This window comes from Paenibacillus sedimenti, from assembly GCF_014534655.1.
In the GTDB taxonomy this organism is placed as follows: domain Bacteria; phylum Bacillota; class Bacilli; order Paenibacillales; family NBRC-103111; genus Paenibacillus_E; species Paenibacillus_E sedimenti.
In genome coordinates, this window is record NZ_JACVVD010000008.1 from 20564 (window position 1) to 37807 (window position 17244).

14 protein-coding genes are annotated in these 17244 nt (G+C 47.7%); 8 read left to right on the forward strand and 6 right to left on the reverse strand.

The features are described from left to right. Positions 1-180 precede the first annotated feature (180 nt). From gap to ICC18_RS20970, 5 genes are all read left to right on the forward strand, one after another. Complete coding sequence (gap, locus tag ICC18_RS20950; RefSeq protein WP_188176412.1) at positions 181-1233, forward strand: type I glyceraldehyde-3-phosphate dehydrogenase; 1053 nt, start codon at positions 181-183, stop codon at positions 1231-1233. Then, positions 1212-1394, forward strand: a complete 183-nt coding sequence (locus tag ICC18_RS20955; RefSeq protein WP_188176413.1) for a GapA-binding peptide SR1P — start codon at positions 1212-1214, stop codon at positions 1392-1394. The genes gap and ICC18_RS20955 overlap by 22 nt, the downstream gene beginning before the upstream one ends. Then, positions 1391-4066, forward strand: coding sequence for a pyruvate, phosphate dikinase (gene ppdK / locus ICC18_RS20960; RefSeq protein ID WP_188176414.1), 2676 nt, complete (start codon positions 1391-1393; stop codon positions 4064-4066). The genes ICC18_RS20955 and ppdK overlap by 4 nt, the downstream gene beginning before the upstream one ends. 650 nt (positions 4067-4716) lie before the next feature. Continuing rightward, entirely contained in the window at positions 4717-5259 is a 543-nt protein-coding gene (locus tag ICC18_RS20965; RefSeq protein ID WP_188176415.1) for a cysteine hydrolase family protein, read from the forward strand. A gap of 39 nt (positions 5260-5298) precedes the next feature. Beyond that, entirely contained in the window at positions 5299-6741 is a 1443-nt protein-coding gene (locus ICC18_RS20970) for a nicotinate phosphoribosyltransferase (protein WP_188176416.1), read from the forward strand. A 16-nt stretch (positions 6742-6757) separates the two neighbouring features. On the opposite strand, the gene ICC18_RS20975 is transcribed toward ICC18_RS20970, so the two are convergent. Then, complete coding sequence (locus tag ICC18_RS20975; RefSeq protein WP_188176417.1) at positions 6758-9925, reverse strand: ATP-binding protein; 3168 nt, start codon at positions 9923-9925, stop codon at positions 6758-6760. Positions 9926-9947: 22 nt separating this feature from the next. Next, positions 9948-10619, reverse strand: coding sequence for a response regulator (locus ICC18_RS20980; RefSeq protein WP_188176418.1), 672 nt, complete (start codon positions 10617-10619; stop codon positions 9948-9950). Positions 10620-10788: 169 nt separating this feature from the next. On the opposite strand from ICC18_RS20980, the gene ICC18_RS20985 reads away from it, so the two are divergent. The 3 genes from ICC18_RS20985 (at position 10789) to ICC18_RS20995 (ending at position 13217) form a co-directional block, all read left to right on the forward strand. Further along, positions 10789-12480: a peptide ABC transporter substrate-binding protein gene (locus ICC18_RS20985; protein WP_188176419.1), complete on the forward strand. Its 1692-nt coding sequence runs from the start codon at positions 10789-10791 to the stop codon at positions 12478-12480. Positions 12481-12596: 116 nt separating this feature from the next. Further along, complete coding sequence (locus ICC18_RS20990) at positions 12597-12914, forward strand: MGMT family protein (protein WP_188176420.1); 318 nt, start codon at positions 12597-12599, stop codon at positions 12912-12914. A 57-nt stretch (positions 12915-12971) separates the two neighbouring features. Further along, on the forward strand, positions 12972-13217 hold the full coding sequence (locus tag ICC18_RS20995) for a hypothetical protein (RefSeq protein WP_188176421.1): 246 nt from the start codon (positions 12972-12974) through the stop codon (positions 13215-13217). 73 nt (positions 13218-13290) lie between these two features. Here the strand turns inward: ICC18_RS20995 and ICC18_RS21000 are convergent, their stop codons facing one another. The 4 genes from ICC18_RS21000 to yhbH form a co-directional block, all read right to left on the reverse strand. Then, on the reverse strand, positions 13291-14082 hold the full coding sequence (locus tag ICC18_RS21000) for a hypothetical protein (RefSeq protein WP_188176422.1): 792 nt from the start codon (positions 14080-14082) through the stop codon (positions 13291-13293). Between the two features lie 143 nt (positions 14083-14225). After that, entirely contained in the window at positions 14226-14438 is a 213-nt protein-coding gene (locus tag ICC18_RS21005) for a hypothetical protein (protein ID WP_188176423.1), read from the reverse strand. A 113-nt stretch (positions 14439-14551) separates the two neighbouring features. Beyond that, on the reverse strand, positions 14552-15982 hold the full coding sequence (locus ICC18_RS21010) for a SpoVR family protein (protein ID WP_188176424.1): 1431 nt from the start codon (positions 15980-15982) through the stop codon (positions 14552-14554). Further along, positions 15979-17136 (reverse strand): sporulation protein YhbH, encoded by a 1158-nt coding sequence (yhbH, locus tag ICC18_RS21015; protein WP_188176425.1) that lies wholly within the window; start codon positions 17134-17136, stop codon positions 15979-15981. The genes ICC18_RS21010 and yhbH overlap by 4 nt, the downstream gene beginning before the upstream one ends. Positions 17137-17244: the final 108 nt, after the last annotated feature.

Below are 17244 nucleotides of genomic sequence, written 5' to 3' on the forward strand. Positions count from 1 at the left end.
GTGCGTGCTTAGGTTCTTTTTGCATTTTTACCAATACAAATCTATATATGACATCATATATATGTGTAATAATCCTATTAATTTCATTAATGCCTAATTTATCGGATATAATCAAATATATATTGCATAATTAATTCGTGTATTATATATTTAATACATACTAAATATGAAGTTTGGGGGATGGAGATGCGAGTTGGCATTAGTGGCACAGGTAGAATTGGCAGACTTTGTTTGAGGAAAGCGTTGACGGAACAACAAGCGGATTATGAAGTTAAGCTCATTAACTCAACCAGCTCAATTCATGCACTAGCACATTTATTAAAGTATGATTCCGTACATGGCACATGGGATGCAGTTATCGAAGCGGCTGATGACGAATTAGTGATTAATGGACAGCGGATTTCTGTGATCTGTGAAAGGGAGCCCGATTTGCTGCCATGGAAAGATCATGGTGTAGACTTGGTCGTAGATGCAACCGGTAAGTTCAATCATCGACATGGTGCAGAGCGACACCTTTTTGCAGGAGCGAAGAAGGTTTTGGTTACAGCGCCTGCAGGTAACATGGACCTGACTGTAGTCATGGGTGTGAACGAAGAACGATATGATCCCAAGCAGCATCACTTGCTATCCGCAGCCTCCTGTACAACCAATTGCATCGCACCCATTCTTCATATCCTGGACAATGCTTTTGACGTCAAGCACGGGTGGATGACAACGGTGCATGCTTTCACCAATGATCAAAATCATATGGATAATCCGCATAAAGATCTCCGAAGGGCAAGGGCATGCACGAATTCCATCATTCCGACCTCTACCGGAGTAGGGAAAGCACTTATCGATGTCCTTCCTCATCTCGCAAGCTCTATTCAAGGTGTCTCTATCCGTGTGCCGACGCCGGACGTTTCGCTGCTCGATCTTCAAGTAGCCGTTGGACGCAAAGTGACAGCAGAGGAAGTGAGGCAAACCTTCAAACAAGCCATTGCCGGACCTATTGGCACATTCGTTGATTACAATGAATTGCCGCTTGTTTCCGCAGATTATATCGGAAATGACAAATCGGCTATTATCGACGGTCTCAGCATCATGACGCAGGAAGATGGGATCAAGCTGCTGGCGTGGTATGACAACGAGTGGGCTTATGCAAGCCGAGTAATTGATTTTGTATCCTATATTTCACGTGCGGAAAGCACAGAGCTGAAGGGGGAAACGAAATGTCTAACACAAACGGTGTAAAATATGCGGCGATTCAAAGACATGATCTTGGAGTGATCATTTGCAAGGAGTGTAATACGGTTATAGGTACGTTGCCGACTAACGGATATAAGAAATTTTATGGCCATTGCAATTCAGCTGCTTGTTTGGAGAAAAAGAAGGCGGTGGACAATCAAAAATGAATAAGCAAGTGATTCCTTTTCATGAGGGCAATGCTTCCATGAAAGCATTGTTAGGAGGGAAGGGGGCTAATCTTGCGGAGATGACGCGTGCCCAGCTTCCCGTGCCTCCCGGCTTTACCATTACGACAGAGGCTTGCTTGGCTTTTTTTAAGGTGGGTAATCGGCTTTCAGAGGAATTGCTTGAACAAATCGCAAGTGCACTGGGGCAGCTTGAAAAACAGAAAGGACAAAAGTTTGGAGAGGAGAACAATCCGCTATTAGTTTCAGTACGATCCGGTTCCGTAACTTCGATGCCGGGGATGATGGATACGATTTTGAATCTCGGGCTCAATGATGTAACCGTACAAGGCTTGGCCAAGCTTACGAACAATGAACGGTTCGCTTACGATTGCTACCGCCGTTTGATGCAAATGTTCGGGAATGTTGTGCTTGGCATAGAATCCATTCATTTCGAGCATCTTTTGCACCGGTTAAAAGAAAAAGAAGGAGTCGAACAGGATCAGGAGGTTACGGCAGATGGCTGGAAGCAGCTTATCGTAGATTACAAAAGATGCATTCAGGCAAAAGCTGGCCGTGATTTTCCACAACATGTATATGAGCAGTTAAGAATGGCAGTTGAAGCTGTATTCAAGTCATGGAATAACCCTCGAGCCCGGATTTATCGCAAAATCAATCGGATTCCTGATGAGCAGGGGACTGCAGTCAACGTGCAAAGCATGGTATTTGGCAACAGGGGGGATAATTGCGGCACAGGGGTTGTATTTACGAGAAACCCTTCTACGGGCAAGAATGAGTTTTTTGGCGAATACCTCATCAATGCACAAGGGGAAGATGTGGTGGCAGGGGTAAGAACCCCGCTTGCCATAGCTGAGCTGAAAAGCGCAATGCCGGAGATTTACGATCAACTTTATCAGGTATCCAAGCAGCTTGAGAAGCATTACCATGATATGCAGGACATTGAGTTTACCGTGGAAGATAATAAGTTGTACATTCTTCAAATACGCGGAGGTAAGCGTAATGCTCAAGCGGCATTGAAAATTGCAGTCGATCTGGTTCAAGAAGGTTTCTTGTCCAAACAAGAAGCCGTTGGGCGGATCGAAGTATCGCATCTGGAGCAGCTCCTGCATCGAGGTATTGAAGAAAATGCAGTGAAAGACGTGCTCGCAACAGGTTTGCCTGCATCCCCGGGCGCAGCGGTGGGGCAGCTTGTGTTTAACGCAGATACAGCTGCAGAATGGAGTCGTACCGGTAAGGTCATTATTCTTGCACGACCGGAAACTACACCTGAAGATATCCATGGCGTGATTGCTTCTGAAGGTATTCTGACAAGCCGTGGCGGGATGACCAGTCATGCCGCCGTTGTGGCAAGGGGGATGGGAAAGCCTTGCGTATGCGGCTGTGAAGACATCCGGATTATACCTGATGAGAAGCGCATGCTGGTTGGCAATAGAGTCATCGAAGAAGGAGAATGGATCACCTTGGACGGTGCAAGCGGTCGAGTTATTATCGGCGCTATGCCATTGCAAGAAGCAAGGATGACAGAAGAGCTTCTGACCGTACTGAAGTGGGCGGATGAAATCCGCACGTTGAAAGTGCGTGCGAATGCGGATAATCCACACGATGCCAGTATCGCTAGACAAATGGGAGCGGAGGGTATCGGGCTGTGCCGTACAGAGCATATGTTTTTCTCGCCCAATCGTTTGCCTGTCGTTCAGCGAATGATCCTGGCTGACGATACGCGGGAACGCAAAGAAGCCCTTGGCCAGCTGCTTCCGATGCAGCAGTCGGATTTCGAAGGGATGTTCGAGGTTATGGACGGCCTTCCTGTGACGATTCGTTTGCTGGATCCGCCTTTACATGAGTTTTTGCCTAACCTTGAAGAGCTGCAGAGGAAGTATGACAGGCTCACTTACGAGGGAGGTTCTGACTTGGAAAAAGCGGAAGTAGCGCAGCTTCTCCGCAAAGTGCAAACGCTTCATGAGACGAACCCGATGCTGGGGTGGCGTGGATGCAGGTTGGGTATTGTATATCCGGAAATTTATGATATGCAAATCGAGGCCATCTTTCGTGCAGCTTCCCGCTGTATCGATCGAGGATTCCGCGTGGTTCCGGAAATCATGATTCCGCTCGTCGGTCATGCCAATGAACTCAAGCTTTTAAGAGAGCTTGTAGACTTCGTTGCAGATCAGGTACTAGGTAAAGATAAGCTTCACGATTGTCCGTACAAGGTCGGCACCATGATTGAAGTACCCCGTGCCGCTCTAACAGCTCGTCAAATTGCGGCTTATGCGGATTTCTTTTCATTTGGCACGAATGATCTGACCCAAATGACATTCGGATATAGCCGGGACGATGCGGAAGGAAAGTTTTTATCGCATTATATCGATCAAAAGCTGCTTCCTCATAATCCGTTCCAGGTGCTTGACGCAGAAGGGGTCGGACAATTAATTGATTTAGCCGTGCATGCAGGCAAACGGGTAAAGCCGTCGTTAAAAACAGGCATATGCGGCGAGCACGGCGGCGATAAAGAATCTATTTTCTTTTGCCACCAAACCGGATTAGACTATGTCAGCTGCTCTCCTTACCGGATTCCTCTCGCACGCATAGCGGCAGCACAGGCGTTTATTCAATATGGAGTTCCCGGTGAAAAGGAAGCCGTTGAAGCGGTATGAACGTCAGAATAATCGAGATGGGGCATGCTGATGCATGCCTCTTTTTCAGTTTATGCTGGCAGAGTTGCTGTACAAAATACAACATATCGGCAGAACGAAGGCCAGAAACAACGAGATGTTGCACAAAGGGCAATAATAATCGTTCTTGTAGAGCCGAAAAGCAGATTCTACAGCAAATTGTTGTATGTATTGCAACAGGTAGGGAGTATGGAGCTGCCCAGCTACTGAAACGTTGTACAATTTACAATTTATAGATGATTCCAATAACACGAATTTCAAGGCGCGCGTTTTTGGCGCTGCATGGCGCTGTCGAACCTAACAGCGGTTGGAACCCTGCCCATACCCATTATTTGTAGTCCGAAAACGCCCATTTACGGGAAAGCAGTACCATCCCAAATATCTGCAGTTCGATTTTACCAAATTATAAAAAGGTTCGTACGATCGAATGTTCGATTTGGTCATCGTAAGTGGGTAAAATAGGACTGCATCAGCTAAATTCCTAACCAGTCATACATAATTGGGTGAAATCGTACTACAGCTACTCCCCCTATGGCTAATCCAATAGATCGATCAAAAGGAACCCTTGCCAGAATATCGTATCCGAAAATGGTATAATGATTAAAATGATTTCGCCTAGGAGCGTGTTCGAAATGAAAGCATTCATTGTCATTGACTATACATTTGATTTTGTAGTTGGCAAGCTTCCGTGCGGTGACCCCGCTGTTGCGATTGAAGAGCGGATATGCGAGCTTACGGAGCAGTTTGTTGATAACCGGGATTTTGTCGTCATGGCTGTTGATCTTCACGATGAAGGGGATGTGAATCATCCGGAGACCAAGCTGTTTCCTCCTCATAATATTCGCGGTACGGGCGGTCGAGAGCTGTACGGTAAGCTGAAAGGTATGTACGAAGCACATCGGGACAAGATCTACTGGATGGATAAGACGAGATACAGCGCCTTTTGCGGAACGGATTTGGAGCTCCAATTAAGGGCAAGAGGTATCCGGGAGTTGCATCTCGTTGGCGTATGCACGGACATTTGCGTCCTGCATACAGCGGTCGATGCTTATAACAAGGGCTTTCAAGTCGTTGTGCACGCAGATGCGGTCGCCAGCTTTAACCCGCAAGGCCACGACTGGGCGCTGCAGCATTTTCAAGGGACGCTTGGGGCTCAGGTTGTACGCGGCGATTAATGGGGAAACGGGAAACCCTATGTGGAAAGGATGGATGCAATGAACTACGACAATTTAACGCTGCATACGGATAAATATCAGATCAACATGATGTATGCCCATTGGCTGCAAGGTTCGCACAAGGAGAAAGCGGTTTTTGAGGTCTATTTCCGCAAGCTGCCTTTCGGCAACGGTTACGCTGTTTTTGCAGGCTTGGAACGGATCGTGCACTACATCCGGAACCTGCGTTTCGGCGATGAGGAGATCGCCTATTTGCGTACGCAGGAGGAGAATTATCGCGAAGCGTTTCTCGATGAGCTGAGACAATTCAAGTTCAACGGGAATCTGCATGCTGTGCCGGAAGGTACGCTTGTATTCCCGAATGTACCGCTCGTCAGGGTAGAGGCGAGCGTGTTCGAAGCGCAGCTTGTGGAGACGGCGCTCCTCAATTTCATGAACTACCAGACGCTCGTCGCGACCAAAGCTTCACGAGTCAAACAGGTAGCACCGCATGATGTGCTGCTGGAGTTCGGTACGCGGCGCGCGCAGGAAGCGGATGCCGCGATCTGGGGCGCAAGAGCGTCTTATGTAGCCGGTTTCCACGCGACATCTAACCTGCGTGCGGGCATGCTGTTCGGCATCCCGACCAAGGGGACGCATGCCCACGCTTGGGTGCAGGCGCACGACACGGAAGAAGAGGCCTTCCGCAAGTATGCAGAGGCCCTGCCCGACCAAGTGACGCTGCTAGTCGACACTTACGATACGCTGAAGAGCGGCGTGCCGAATGCCATCAAGACGGCGCGTTTCCTCCAAAGTCAAGGGAAGCGCATGAACGCAATCCGCCTGGATAGTGGCGACTTGGCCTACTTATCGCAACAGGCGAGGAAGATGCTCGATGAAGCCGGCTTCCCTGATGTATTGATCGTTGCGTCGAACGATTTGGATGAGAACATCATCGAGGGCTTGAAGACGCAGGATGCCAGGATCGATATCTGGGGCGTTGGCACCCAGCTGATTACGGCTGCCGATCAACCCGCGCTCGGCGGGGTTTACAAGCTGGTGGCTCGTGAAAAGAACGGCGAATACGTGCCGGTTATTAAGATATCGGGAAATCCGGAAAAAGTATCGAATCCCGGCTTCAAGGAAGTGTACAGGATCTTGAACAAGAAGACGGGCAAGGCTGAAGCAGATTATTTGGCGCTTCAGCATGAAGCGGATATCAAAAATGGGGAGCGCATTAAGCTGTTCGATCCCATACATCCGTATATTCATAAATATATCGATGATTATGAAGCGGTACCGCTGCTTCAGGCCGTGTTTGCCCAGGGCGCGCTCGTCTACGAACTGCCGACCCTGGAGCAAATTCGGGACTATCACGCGGAGCAGAAGCAAATATTCTGGCCGCAATACCTCCGTAAGCTGAACCCGGAAGTGTATCGCGTAAACCTGAGCACGGAAGCCTGGAAGCTGAAGATGGATTTGATTCATCAGCATCAGGGATAACGGGTGGGTCCCCGGCCTACCTTGCAGGCATCATGATACCGAGCTCGCACCCGCCCGAGGAGGCCGATCCGATACGGATGGTTCCTCCCAGGTGCTGCACTTTTTCCTTCATGGCCGTCAAACCAAAACCAAGCGGGGATTCCGTATAGGGGACCCCGTCATCCATCAACAGAAAGCTGACCCAATCGCTTTCGTACTCCAACTTGAAAAAGAACAAGCTGCTTTTACCGTGTTTGATGCCGTTGGTCAGCCCTTCTTGCAGGGCATGGTAGATGACTTTCTTCTGCATGGCGTCCAGATCCGGCAGCTCGCCAATGTCATATTCGATTGTGACGCCGGTCATTTCGGCGGTTTCTTCGATGAGCTCGATGAGCGAAGAGGATAGCTCTTTGCCGATATCGTCCTTCATCATCCGTACCGCCACCCGAATGTCGTCGAGTCCTTTGCGAACGGTTTCCTGAGCAAGTTCAAGCTTTTGCAGCGCGGTCTCCGGGTTCTTGGACATGAGTCTTTTGGCTGCTTCTATTTGCACGATCGTGCCCGTTAGCTTATGACCTAGAATATCGTGAATATCTTGAGCGATCCGATTTCTCTCTTCCCATATGGCAACTTCGCCTAGCGCTTCTAATGTTTCATTCATTGAGGATTGAAGTTGGCGGTAGGTTTGTTCCAGTTCTGCGGTCCGGAGACGAACCTGCTCCTCCAGGGAATGATTGAGTCTCGACAGCTCAAGGTGCAGATGCACCCGAGCGAGCAATTCCTGTTTGGCGACAGGTTTTTTCAAATAATCATTCGCGCCCGCGTCGAAGCCATGCGCCATATCCTTGGTCTGATCTTTCGCTGTAAGCAGCAAGATCGGCAGTTCAGCCGTGTTATAGGTATGGCGCAGATAGCTGCACAATTCATATCCGGTCATATCCGGCATCATCACGTCACTTAACACAAGATCGGGCTTGCCGTATTCCTTAATCCATAGCAGGGCCGTGAAAGCATCCTTTGCCTTGATGACGAGGTTCTCTTTGCCCAAATAAGCCGCCGCTACTTCCAAATTGATCGGTTCGTCGTCAACAACGAGGATGATCGGCTTCTGCGGGTTCATCGGTCTAGGCTCCAGTGGAACCGAGCGAAGATGAGCTTGGTCATCCGGGAGGTTCATCACTGGCGCGGAGGAATCAATCTGCCCCTCAATGCTTATATCGGGCTCTCCCTGCCATAGCGGTATTGTAAAGATGAAAATACTTCCAACCCCAAGTGTGGATAACACCTGGATGGTACCGCCATGAAGTTCGATGAATTGCTTGCTAATCGTTAGTCCGAGTCCCGTGCCTCCATACCGATTAGAGATGGTAGGCGGCCCTTGGTCAAAGGAAAGGAAAATGCTTTCCAGATACTCTTCTGCGATACCGATTCCTGTATCCGATACCGAGACGGCGAGGAATCCATTCGCAACCTCCGTTGTTATCCGGACATGACCTTCTTGCGTGAATTTGATGGCGTTGCCTATAAGGTTTGACAGTACCTGCCGGAGCCGATCTTCGTCAGCGGCAATATACGGGAGCGCATCCGGGATGTCATTGATAATCGCAATGTTTTTCTGATCTGCCTTAGGCTTCAACACGCCCAAAACAACATCGGCGATTTGCTGAATACCTGCCTTTTTGATATGAAGCTGTACATCCCTATGCTTGAGCTTGGAATAGTCCAAAATATCATTAATGATAGAGGAGAGCCTCTGTCCGCTGTGGATGATCAATGATAGACGGTCACTTATGCCAGGGTTGATCGGCCCTGCAGCCCCATCCAGCATAGCTTCTGTGATTCCGATGATGCCGCCGAGCGGCATGCGGAGCTCATGGGACGTTTTCGCCAGGAATTCGTCTTTCAAAAGATCCATGGCTTGCAGCTTTTCATTTTTGAGTGCTAACGTGGCAGCGCTTTCTCTAGCGCGGCGATGTGTTTCCATGAAACGCATCAGGAGGACGGCGCACAAGCACATATCGAAAATGAAGGCGCTCATGAAGATTTGATCATCCTGCCAGTATTGAGAGAGCAGCGGAAACATTTTGCGGAAGGCGCCGGAAAGAGGTGTAACGAATTCATTGATAAGATGGAACAAAATCAGCAGTGCGATGACCGAGTATCCGAAACTCAGAATACGGATTTCCCGGCGCTTCCTGGAAGTGGATCGCTTCTGAATGCGCCGTAAATTCCAAAATGAGACGATGAATGCCACCACAAAAACATAAGGAAATCCATAAACGTACAGGCTTCTATACAGATTAGGATCTGCCCAAGCAACCGCTAAACATAAGAGGGAGAAGATAAGAATGATGGAAATGGCAAACTTTTGAGTTGTCTCGGTTTTTGTTCTTCTAGTAGATGAAATGGCCTGCATCAAAAAGAACAGCGCGATCAGACCAAAGGGCATAAACAAGTCTTGAAGGTATGCGGTGAATGGAATATCTCCCAGCCACTGCGCCAAATGCGTTCGAGACACACTTCCGCATACGAGCAGCAGCGAGAAAGCGCAGAAATACAAATAAACCTTCTCTTCCCGGCTTGCCACATATAAGCATAAGGAACCGATGCCAAAGACGAAAAATAGTACGGACAAAATAAGCTTAACGCTATCTTGTTTAATCATCATCGCATTCAAGTCGGTCGCATTGCCGATGATATAAGTGCCGATGATCGGATTCATGCGGTCTTTGTACCCTCTGACATATAAAGTCTTCCCTCCTAAATCGGGCTTCAAGGGTATTAGCGACCAATGGAATTGTTCATTGACTCTTTTATTTTGCTGATTGATATTGTAGCTATAGATTTTCTCCGCATTCATATACAGCTCAAAATATTTTTGCCCCGTTACGAACAGATGAGGGTCTCTCCAAGTATGATCCGGCATCTTTTTGCGCAGCCAGTATTCCCCCGTATAATGGTTCTGTTTCATCCAGATTGCTTGTTCGGCGAGAGGACGCCAGTTCCCCGGCTTCGTAGGGCGCTGCGATGATGAAGATTCGGAAGGCCACTCCCGAGACGGAATAGCCAGCTCCCAGTTCGTTACCAATTCGGCTAAATCTTTCGAACTTTCCGGATATGGCGTATGGACGAGCAGGGGCAAGACGATGCAGCCGCTTATACAAAGAAGCAGAAGAATTGGTGCTAACATCCTACGATAATTCATATGTTTTTTTGCCCTCCAAAGACTAGCTCTCTTCAAAAAGCTCTTTTAGAAACAAGACCGCTTTCGACCTGTCTTTGATCCCGATTTTATGGTAAATGATGCTTACATAATTTTTGACCGTGCCTTCGCTCATGAACAGTGCCCGGGAGATTTCTTTATTGTTTTTGCCCTGCAGCATAAGCAGGATGATATGTTTCTCACGTTCCGTGAACGAAATGCCTTGCTCGCGCATGCGCGGCGAGGAGATCGTTCTCGAACTGCCTGCAGTAAGATGGGATATGCGCGCGGCAAGCTTCCTGGCAACGATATTCGGCATGAGCAGATGTCCGCTTGCGGCATCGCGTATCGCTTGAATGAGTTTGTCGCCGGGCATGTCTTTGAGCAGAAATCCACATGCGCCATGAGCCAAACTGTCTACAATATATTCTTCTTCGGCGAAGGTGGTCAGCATGACAACCATGGTGTCCGGATAATTGTCAAGAATCATTCGGGTGGCCTCCAACCCGTTTGCTCCAGGCATCCGAATATCCATCAAAACCAGGGTGGGTTGGCAGGTTGCAACCAGTGAGTAGGCTTCTTCACCATTTTCAGCGACGCCGACTACTTCCATGTCTTCTTCCAAATTAATAATGGTTTGCAGGCCGTCTCTTAACAAGGTTTGGTCATCGGCAATGACGATTCGGATCTTTTCCATACGGAGGCCTCATTCCATCTAGTGTTATTTCTATATATTATAAAAGAATTTGAGAGGAATACGATTGTTTTTTCCTATAAAATGACTATTTTCATGACTCGGGTCACTAGATCAATGACTTTTTCTACCGTAGGATAATTAATATGAAATGGAGAAAGGTGGAAATCAAATGAAACGTAAGTGGGTCCCCATTGCGCTAGCTGCTTCTCTAGTTGCGGTAGCGACAGCGGGCTGCAGTACAACAGACAAACCGAGTCCGACAACGACAGCGGGCACATCAACGGCACCAAGCAGTACAACAGCGCCAAGCAGCACGGCCAAAGCCAAAGAGCTGAACGTCAATTTCCGTTCGGAGCCGCCTGTGCTGGATAGTTCCAAGTCAACGGCTGCCGCTTCTTTCACCATTATCAGTGCGTTGAACGAGGGGCTTTACCGGATTGATAAGGATGGCAAGCCACAGCCTGCTTTGGCTAAAGAACTGCCGAAAATTTCCGCAGACGGCAAAACGTACACCGTCACCCTGCGAGACGGGTTAACTTGGGCCGATGGCTCTCCTCTGACAGCAAAAGATTTCGATTACGCATTCAAACGAGTGCTGGATCCCGCTACCGGTGCTCAATACTCCTTCATGCTCTCCTACATAAAAGGCGCTAACGCGATGCTTGCTTCCAAAACCCCTGACGAGTTAAAAGCAAAAGAGAAAGAGCTTGGCGTGAAGCTCATCGATGATAAAACGATTGAATTCACGCTTGACCAGCCGGTTCCTTTCTTCACCGATTTGCTTGCTTTCCAAACCTATTACCCCCTGAAGAAAGATCTGGTTGAATCAGCGAAAGAAAAATTCGGTGCGGATGCCGATAAAATCATTGGTGCCGGACCGTTCAAACTCACGGAATGGAAGCATGAGCAAAGTCTCACACTTGTGAAAAACGATAAGTATTGGGACAAAGACAATGTGAAGCTCGATAAAATTACCCTTAACATTGTCAAAGATGTAAATACGGGATTAAATTTGTTTGAAAACAACTCCGCTGACGTAGCCGATATTAGCCGCGATCACGTGCAAATCTGGAAAGGCAAACCTGAATTTACGACCAAAAGAGAACTGACGACTTCTTACATCATGTATAGTCAGAAAAACTTCCCTGCCTTTAAGAACAAAAAGATCCGCTTGGCGCTTACCCTCGGCATTGATAATCAAGGTTACGTAGACACCGTACTCGGTAATGGTTCAGTAGCTGCGCAGGGCTTGATTCCTGTCGGCATGCAGGACGGCAACGGCAATGAATTCCGTAAGACGGCCGGCGACATTCAACCGAAATTTGACGCGGCCAAAGCGAAAAGCTTACTGCAGGAAGGCTTGCAGGAGCTTGGATTGAAAGAGCTGCCTCCGGTTCATCTGATTGCGGATGATACGGAAGGGGCTAAGAAGTCTTTGGAGTTTATTCTTGCACAATGGCAGCAAAATCTGGGCTATAAAGCGATTGCCGAGCCTATTCCGCACAAATTGCGTATTGAAAAGCAATCCAAGCACGATTTTGAAGCTTCCGTTTCACTATGGAACGGTGATTACAACGATCCGATGACGTTCCTCGATATGTGGATTACCGGCGGGGATTTCAATGAGATTGATTGGTCTAATGCTGAATATGATAAGCTCGTTAACGGAGCGAAGGCTGAGCTTGATCGTGCGAAACGTACGAAGATGATGGTCGACGCCGAGAAAATTCTGATGGAAGAAATGCCGATCGGCACGAACTACTTCCGTTCGCAAGCTTACCTTGTGAAGCCGAAGGTAGAAGGATTGATCCTGCCTTCCATGGGCGGAGATTTCGAGTTCCGTTGGGCTACAGTTAAATAAAATGGGAGGACCGCAGGGCTCTAATGCTACTGCGGTTCTTTTTTTCGGCCTTGATTCTATGTATGATAAAAACTAACGTACATACGACGAGTAAAAGATTAGGGTGATTAGCTAAGATGACTTCTTTCACAGAGCGCGTAATTGCGATAATTCGAACTATCCCGGAAGGCAAAGTGATGACTTATGGACAAATTGCCAGACAAGCCGGAAGCCCCAGGGGAGCCCGGCAAGTTGTAAGAATTTTGCACGCGATGAGCAAAAAATACAATCTTCCGTGGCACCGGGTCATTAATTCCAAGGGAGAGATCAGTCTCCAAGAGGATGAAGCTTTCCAAATGCAATCCTTTTTACTGCAGGCTGAAGGTGTAGAAGTTACTAATGATCGTCATATTTGTCTTGAACAATTTCAATTTCATGGGAATGAATCCGAATAAAATTTCTGTATTTAGTAAAATTAATAAGGAATGGAATTTGTATCTAGGGGGCCGAGTATGCCACAACAAAATCAACAAAATCTTAGTCCACAGCAACAAGACTTGCAGAACATCAAACAAGCCGCGCAACAAGCTGAGCAAGTTGCTCAGCAATCGCAACAATTGGCTCAACAGATTCAAAAAGAGGCAACAGCAGCTGCACTGGCAGATGCCGAACAACAAGTTCAGCAGCTGCAGCAGCAAGTAACGCAGGCTAAGAGTTTAACCGACCAATTAAATCAGGAATTAAAATCCGGTCAATAAGTTGGAGAGATCAATAAGTCAACGCTTTCGGATAGAAAGAACCCCCGTCATGGGGGTTTTCATTTGTCCAAATCTAATTCAGAAGCTTTATCATCTGATATATCTCACGATGATCGCCGGGGAGGACATTGTTCGCTACTTTGAGTTGAGAGGAGCCGTCTCCATCCAGGAACAGGCCGTCGACCAGTTCTCCCTCCCCTATTTGCTCCATCACCGCTGTACGGAACTGCTCGCCTGTGCAAGGCGTAGGCGCTACAACGAGGTAGACTTTGTTGCTTTTGTCATACACAATGCCGGACCGCATTCGCTTCTCGCCGATAACCGGCATTTCTTCCGAAATCGCTTGGCTGGCCCAGCCGTCCGGATTCTGAAGGCCCATACTCACTCCGCCCTGTGCCCAGTAATGCGCGCGGTCCGTTACTTTCAGCTCATCCGCTGCTTCAACGACTTGAATGGTAAATGTTTTGGCTTTCTCGTCCCAAACCAAAGTCCCGCGTTTACGATCGGTATTAAACCAGCCGGAACCATAATCACCGGGCTTTCCTTTGACGGGTTGATCATTGATAACTGCGATGCTCAGCAGATAACCCTGCCAGAAGAAACCTCCATTAATCCCGTTTTCTTGGAGATCCGCTACATTAGCGGTAATCGCCTTCAGTCCAATATTCTCGGGTAGTGTTCGTATCGTGTGCAAGATCACTCCATTGCTTCCGTGTTTAATGCTGTACACGGATACTGGATGAATAGGAGGGTTCACTTGCGTTCGAGTCAGAAGGATGAGGGTCATAATGAAGCTGATTAGCATTATTAGAACATAGATTAATAGGGAAGTAGGGTTCACTTTGACCACTCGAAAAATGTGCATGAGGCAGACTCCTATTCTCTGAAAGCATCTCGTTTCTATAAGTCTATGAAACTAGATGCTGAATTATTCAATAGCATAGAAAAAAGAGCCGTTCCGTAAGTGGATGACTTACAGAACAGCCCTATTTTCCATTAAGCAAATCGTTAGAAAATTGGAATTCTTGCCTTATTTCCGTCTTTGGAATAGAGAATAGCCTCCGAACTGAACAAATCAACGCGTTCCAGAGAATGAACGAGGTTCATAATGGTAAGTTTGTTATAACGCAGAGCGCTAATTAAGGAAGGAATTAATTTGTGATCAGTGCCAACAAAATGAACGGTAATCGGCTTCATGTTAAATAAGATGTTCATCCTCATCTTCGTATCATCTCCCGTTAAGTATCAATATCAACTTTTCAAGATTATCATGTCCTATCTACTAAGTCCGTCGATTACCGTTGTCGAAATTACACTGCTTTTGGGGTACTCATTCACAAGAAACGGCGATGATGCTTTTTGCCGTCAAAGCTGAAAAGTACAGGTTTGTCTTCGACCGCGGTATGCATATGAATCGGTTTGCCCCATAGCCTGTAGATGTAAGGAAGTGTCTTTTCGACATATTTGAGGTCGAGTTCTACCCCCTCGAATTCATGGCGAAGGTACAGCTCGCCGCTGCGTTGGTAGTCTCCATCCTCGACAACGATATAGGGGAAGCCGCCATTCACCCGGGAATAAACAAGTTGATCGCGAATGTTTTCCCAAGATTTATCCGTGATTTTCCACTCAGGTCCTTTCTTCTCGAAAACATATAGGTCTAGTTCCTCCACGAGCGGTTTGTTCATGTAATTTCGAATGAAGGAGGTGTCGGATTCGTATTCGCGCACTTCAAATATTTTACGTCGACCCTCGCCAGGTTTGCGTCCGTGTCTGCGGATTTCTTCTTCTGTCGGATTATCCCAGCGTTTCTCGATATCTTCATAAATTTTAAGGCCGAGGTAATAGGGGTTCAGACTATGGCGAGACGGGACGACGACCGAGGAATTCAGCTTCGAGTACTCAATGGTCTCTTCTTCGTTCAAGTCCATCTCGCGCAGAATGCGTTGATGCCAGTACGAAGCCCAGCCTTCGTTCATGATTTTCGTCTCCAGCTGCGGCCAGAAGTACAACATTTCATCGCGGAGCATGGTGAGAATATCTCGCTGCCAATCCTCCATGTACGGCGCGTTTTCTTCGATAAACAGAAGGATATCCTTTTCGGGTTTTGCCGGAAAACGTTTCGTATCCTCTTTCTCGACAGAAGCTGCCTTCCCTCTATCATCTAGGCCCCATAGGTCCTCATAGCCATATTTTGCTTCCGACTTTGCATCTGGGGATGTAGCTTTATGAGTTTCTTGACGTTTGCGTGCTTGACGATAAGTTAGCGTCAGTACAGGATCTATATGCTCTTGAATCGCCAGCACCGCATCGATGAATTGTTCGACCTCCTCGGCACCATACTCGATTTCGTACAGGCGGATGCGTTCGGCTGTGGCCGACATGCTCTCCACCATGTTGCGATTCGTTTTGGAGAAACGCACATTATTTTTGAAAAAATCGCAGTGTGCGAGAACGTGAGCGACGATGAGCTTATTTTGAATGAGGGAGTTTCCATCGAGAAGAAAAGCGTAGCAGGGATCAGAGTTGATGACGAGCTCGTAAATTTTACTCAGCCCAAAGTCATACTGCGTTTTCATTCTGTGGAAATTTTTCCCGAAGCTCCAATGGCTGTATCTGGTCGGCATCCCATATGCCCCAAACGTATAAATGATTTCCGCGGGACAAATTTCGTATCGCATCGGGTAAAAGTCCAAACCGAATCCCTTGGCGATTTCCGTAATCTCATCAATGGCATATTCGAGCTGCTGGATCTCGGACGTACTCATTGTGCAGCCACTCCTTCCTGCTTCGTAAAGAAGGTCTTCAGCGCTTTGTATACCTCGCCTTTTTCACGGATGACATAATGAAGAAATTTGGGATCATGAATATGACGAAAAGCAGACATCAACGTGCTGCTGCGGTTGTATTGATTCACTTCGCCGTAGCCGAACATATTGGAGCGCTCCATCAGTTGACCGATCAGCTTCACGCATCGTTCATTATCAGACGTTAAATTATCGCCGTCCGAGAAATGGAACGGATAGATGTTGAACTGTGAAGGCGGGTAGCGCCTGTCGATGATATCGATCGCCGTCTGATAGGCGGAAGAACAAATCGTGCCCCCGCTTTCGCCCTTCGTGAAAAACTCTTCTTCCGTAACCTCTTTCGCCTCGGTGTGGTGGGCAATGAAGACGATCTCCACATTCTCGTATTTCGTCCGCAGGAAGCGGGTCATCCAGAAGAAAAAGCTGCGGGCGATATATTTTTCAAAGGATCCCATACTGCCGGAAGTATCCATCATGGCAATAATGAGCGCATTGGAATGCGGTTTTTCAATCTCATCCCACGTTTTGAAACGAAGGTCGTCAGGAGAAATGCCGTGGATGCCGGGATCCCCGGTTTTGGAGTTGCGGCGCAAATTTTCAAGAATAGTGCGCTTCTTATCTATGTTCGACATGATGCCTTTCTTTCGGATATCGTTGAAAATAACTTCCTTCGTCGTCAAATTGCGCTTTTCTTTCTGCTTCAGGTTTGGCAGCTCCAGTTCTGCAAACAACATCGCTTGCAGCTCTTCCATACTGACTTCCGCTTCATAATAATCTTCGCCAGCCTGATCTCCAGCACCCTCACCTTTGCCAGGGCCTTGAGCAGGCTGCGGATCAACACCGAGCACATCACCGACCTGCGAGTCCCCGTCCCCCTGCCCGACATGCTTTCCCTTGCTGTAGTTGTAGCGGAAGCGGTATTCATCCAGGCTTTTTATCGGTACTTTCACCACTTGCTTGCCGTTGGACATGACGATGCTTTCGTCCGTTACGAGGTCGGGCAGGTTTTGCTTAATGGCTTCGCGGACCTTCTCTTGATGGCGGTTTTGATCCTGATATCCTTTGCGGTGGAGAGACCAATCCTCCTTGGAGACAATAAATAACGGCTCTGTCATGCGGAACACCTCCTAAGAGTTTTCGGTAGAAAACTTGCTCCGTAAACATACTGAGTTTTCTGACAAGACAACTTGCACCGTAACTTGATGATATGGAAAGCATAACGC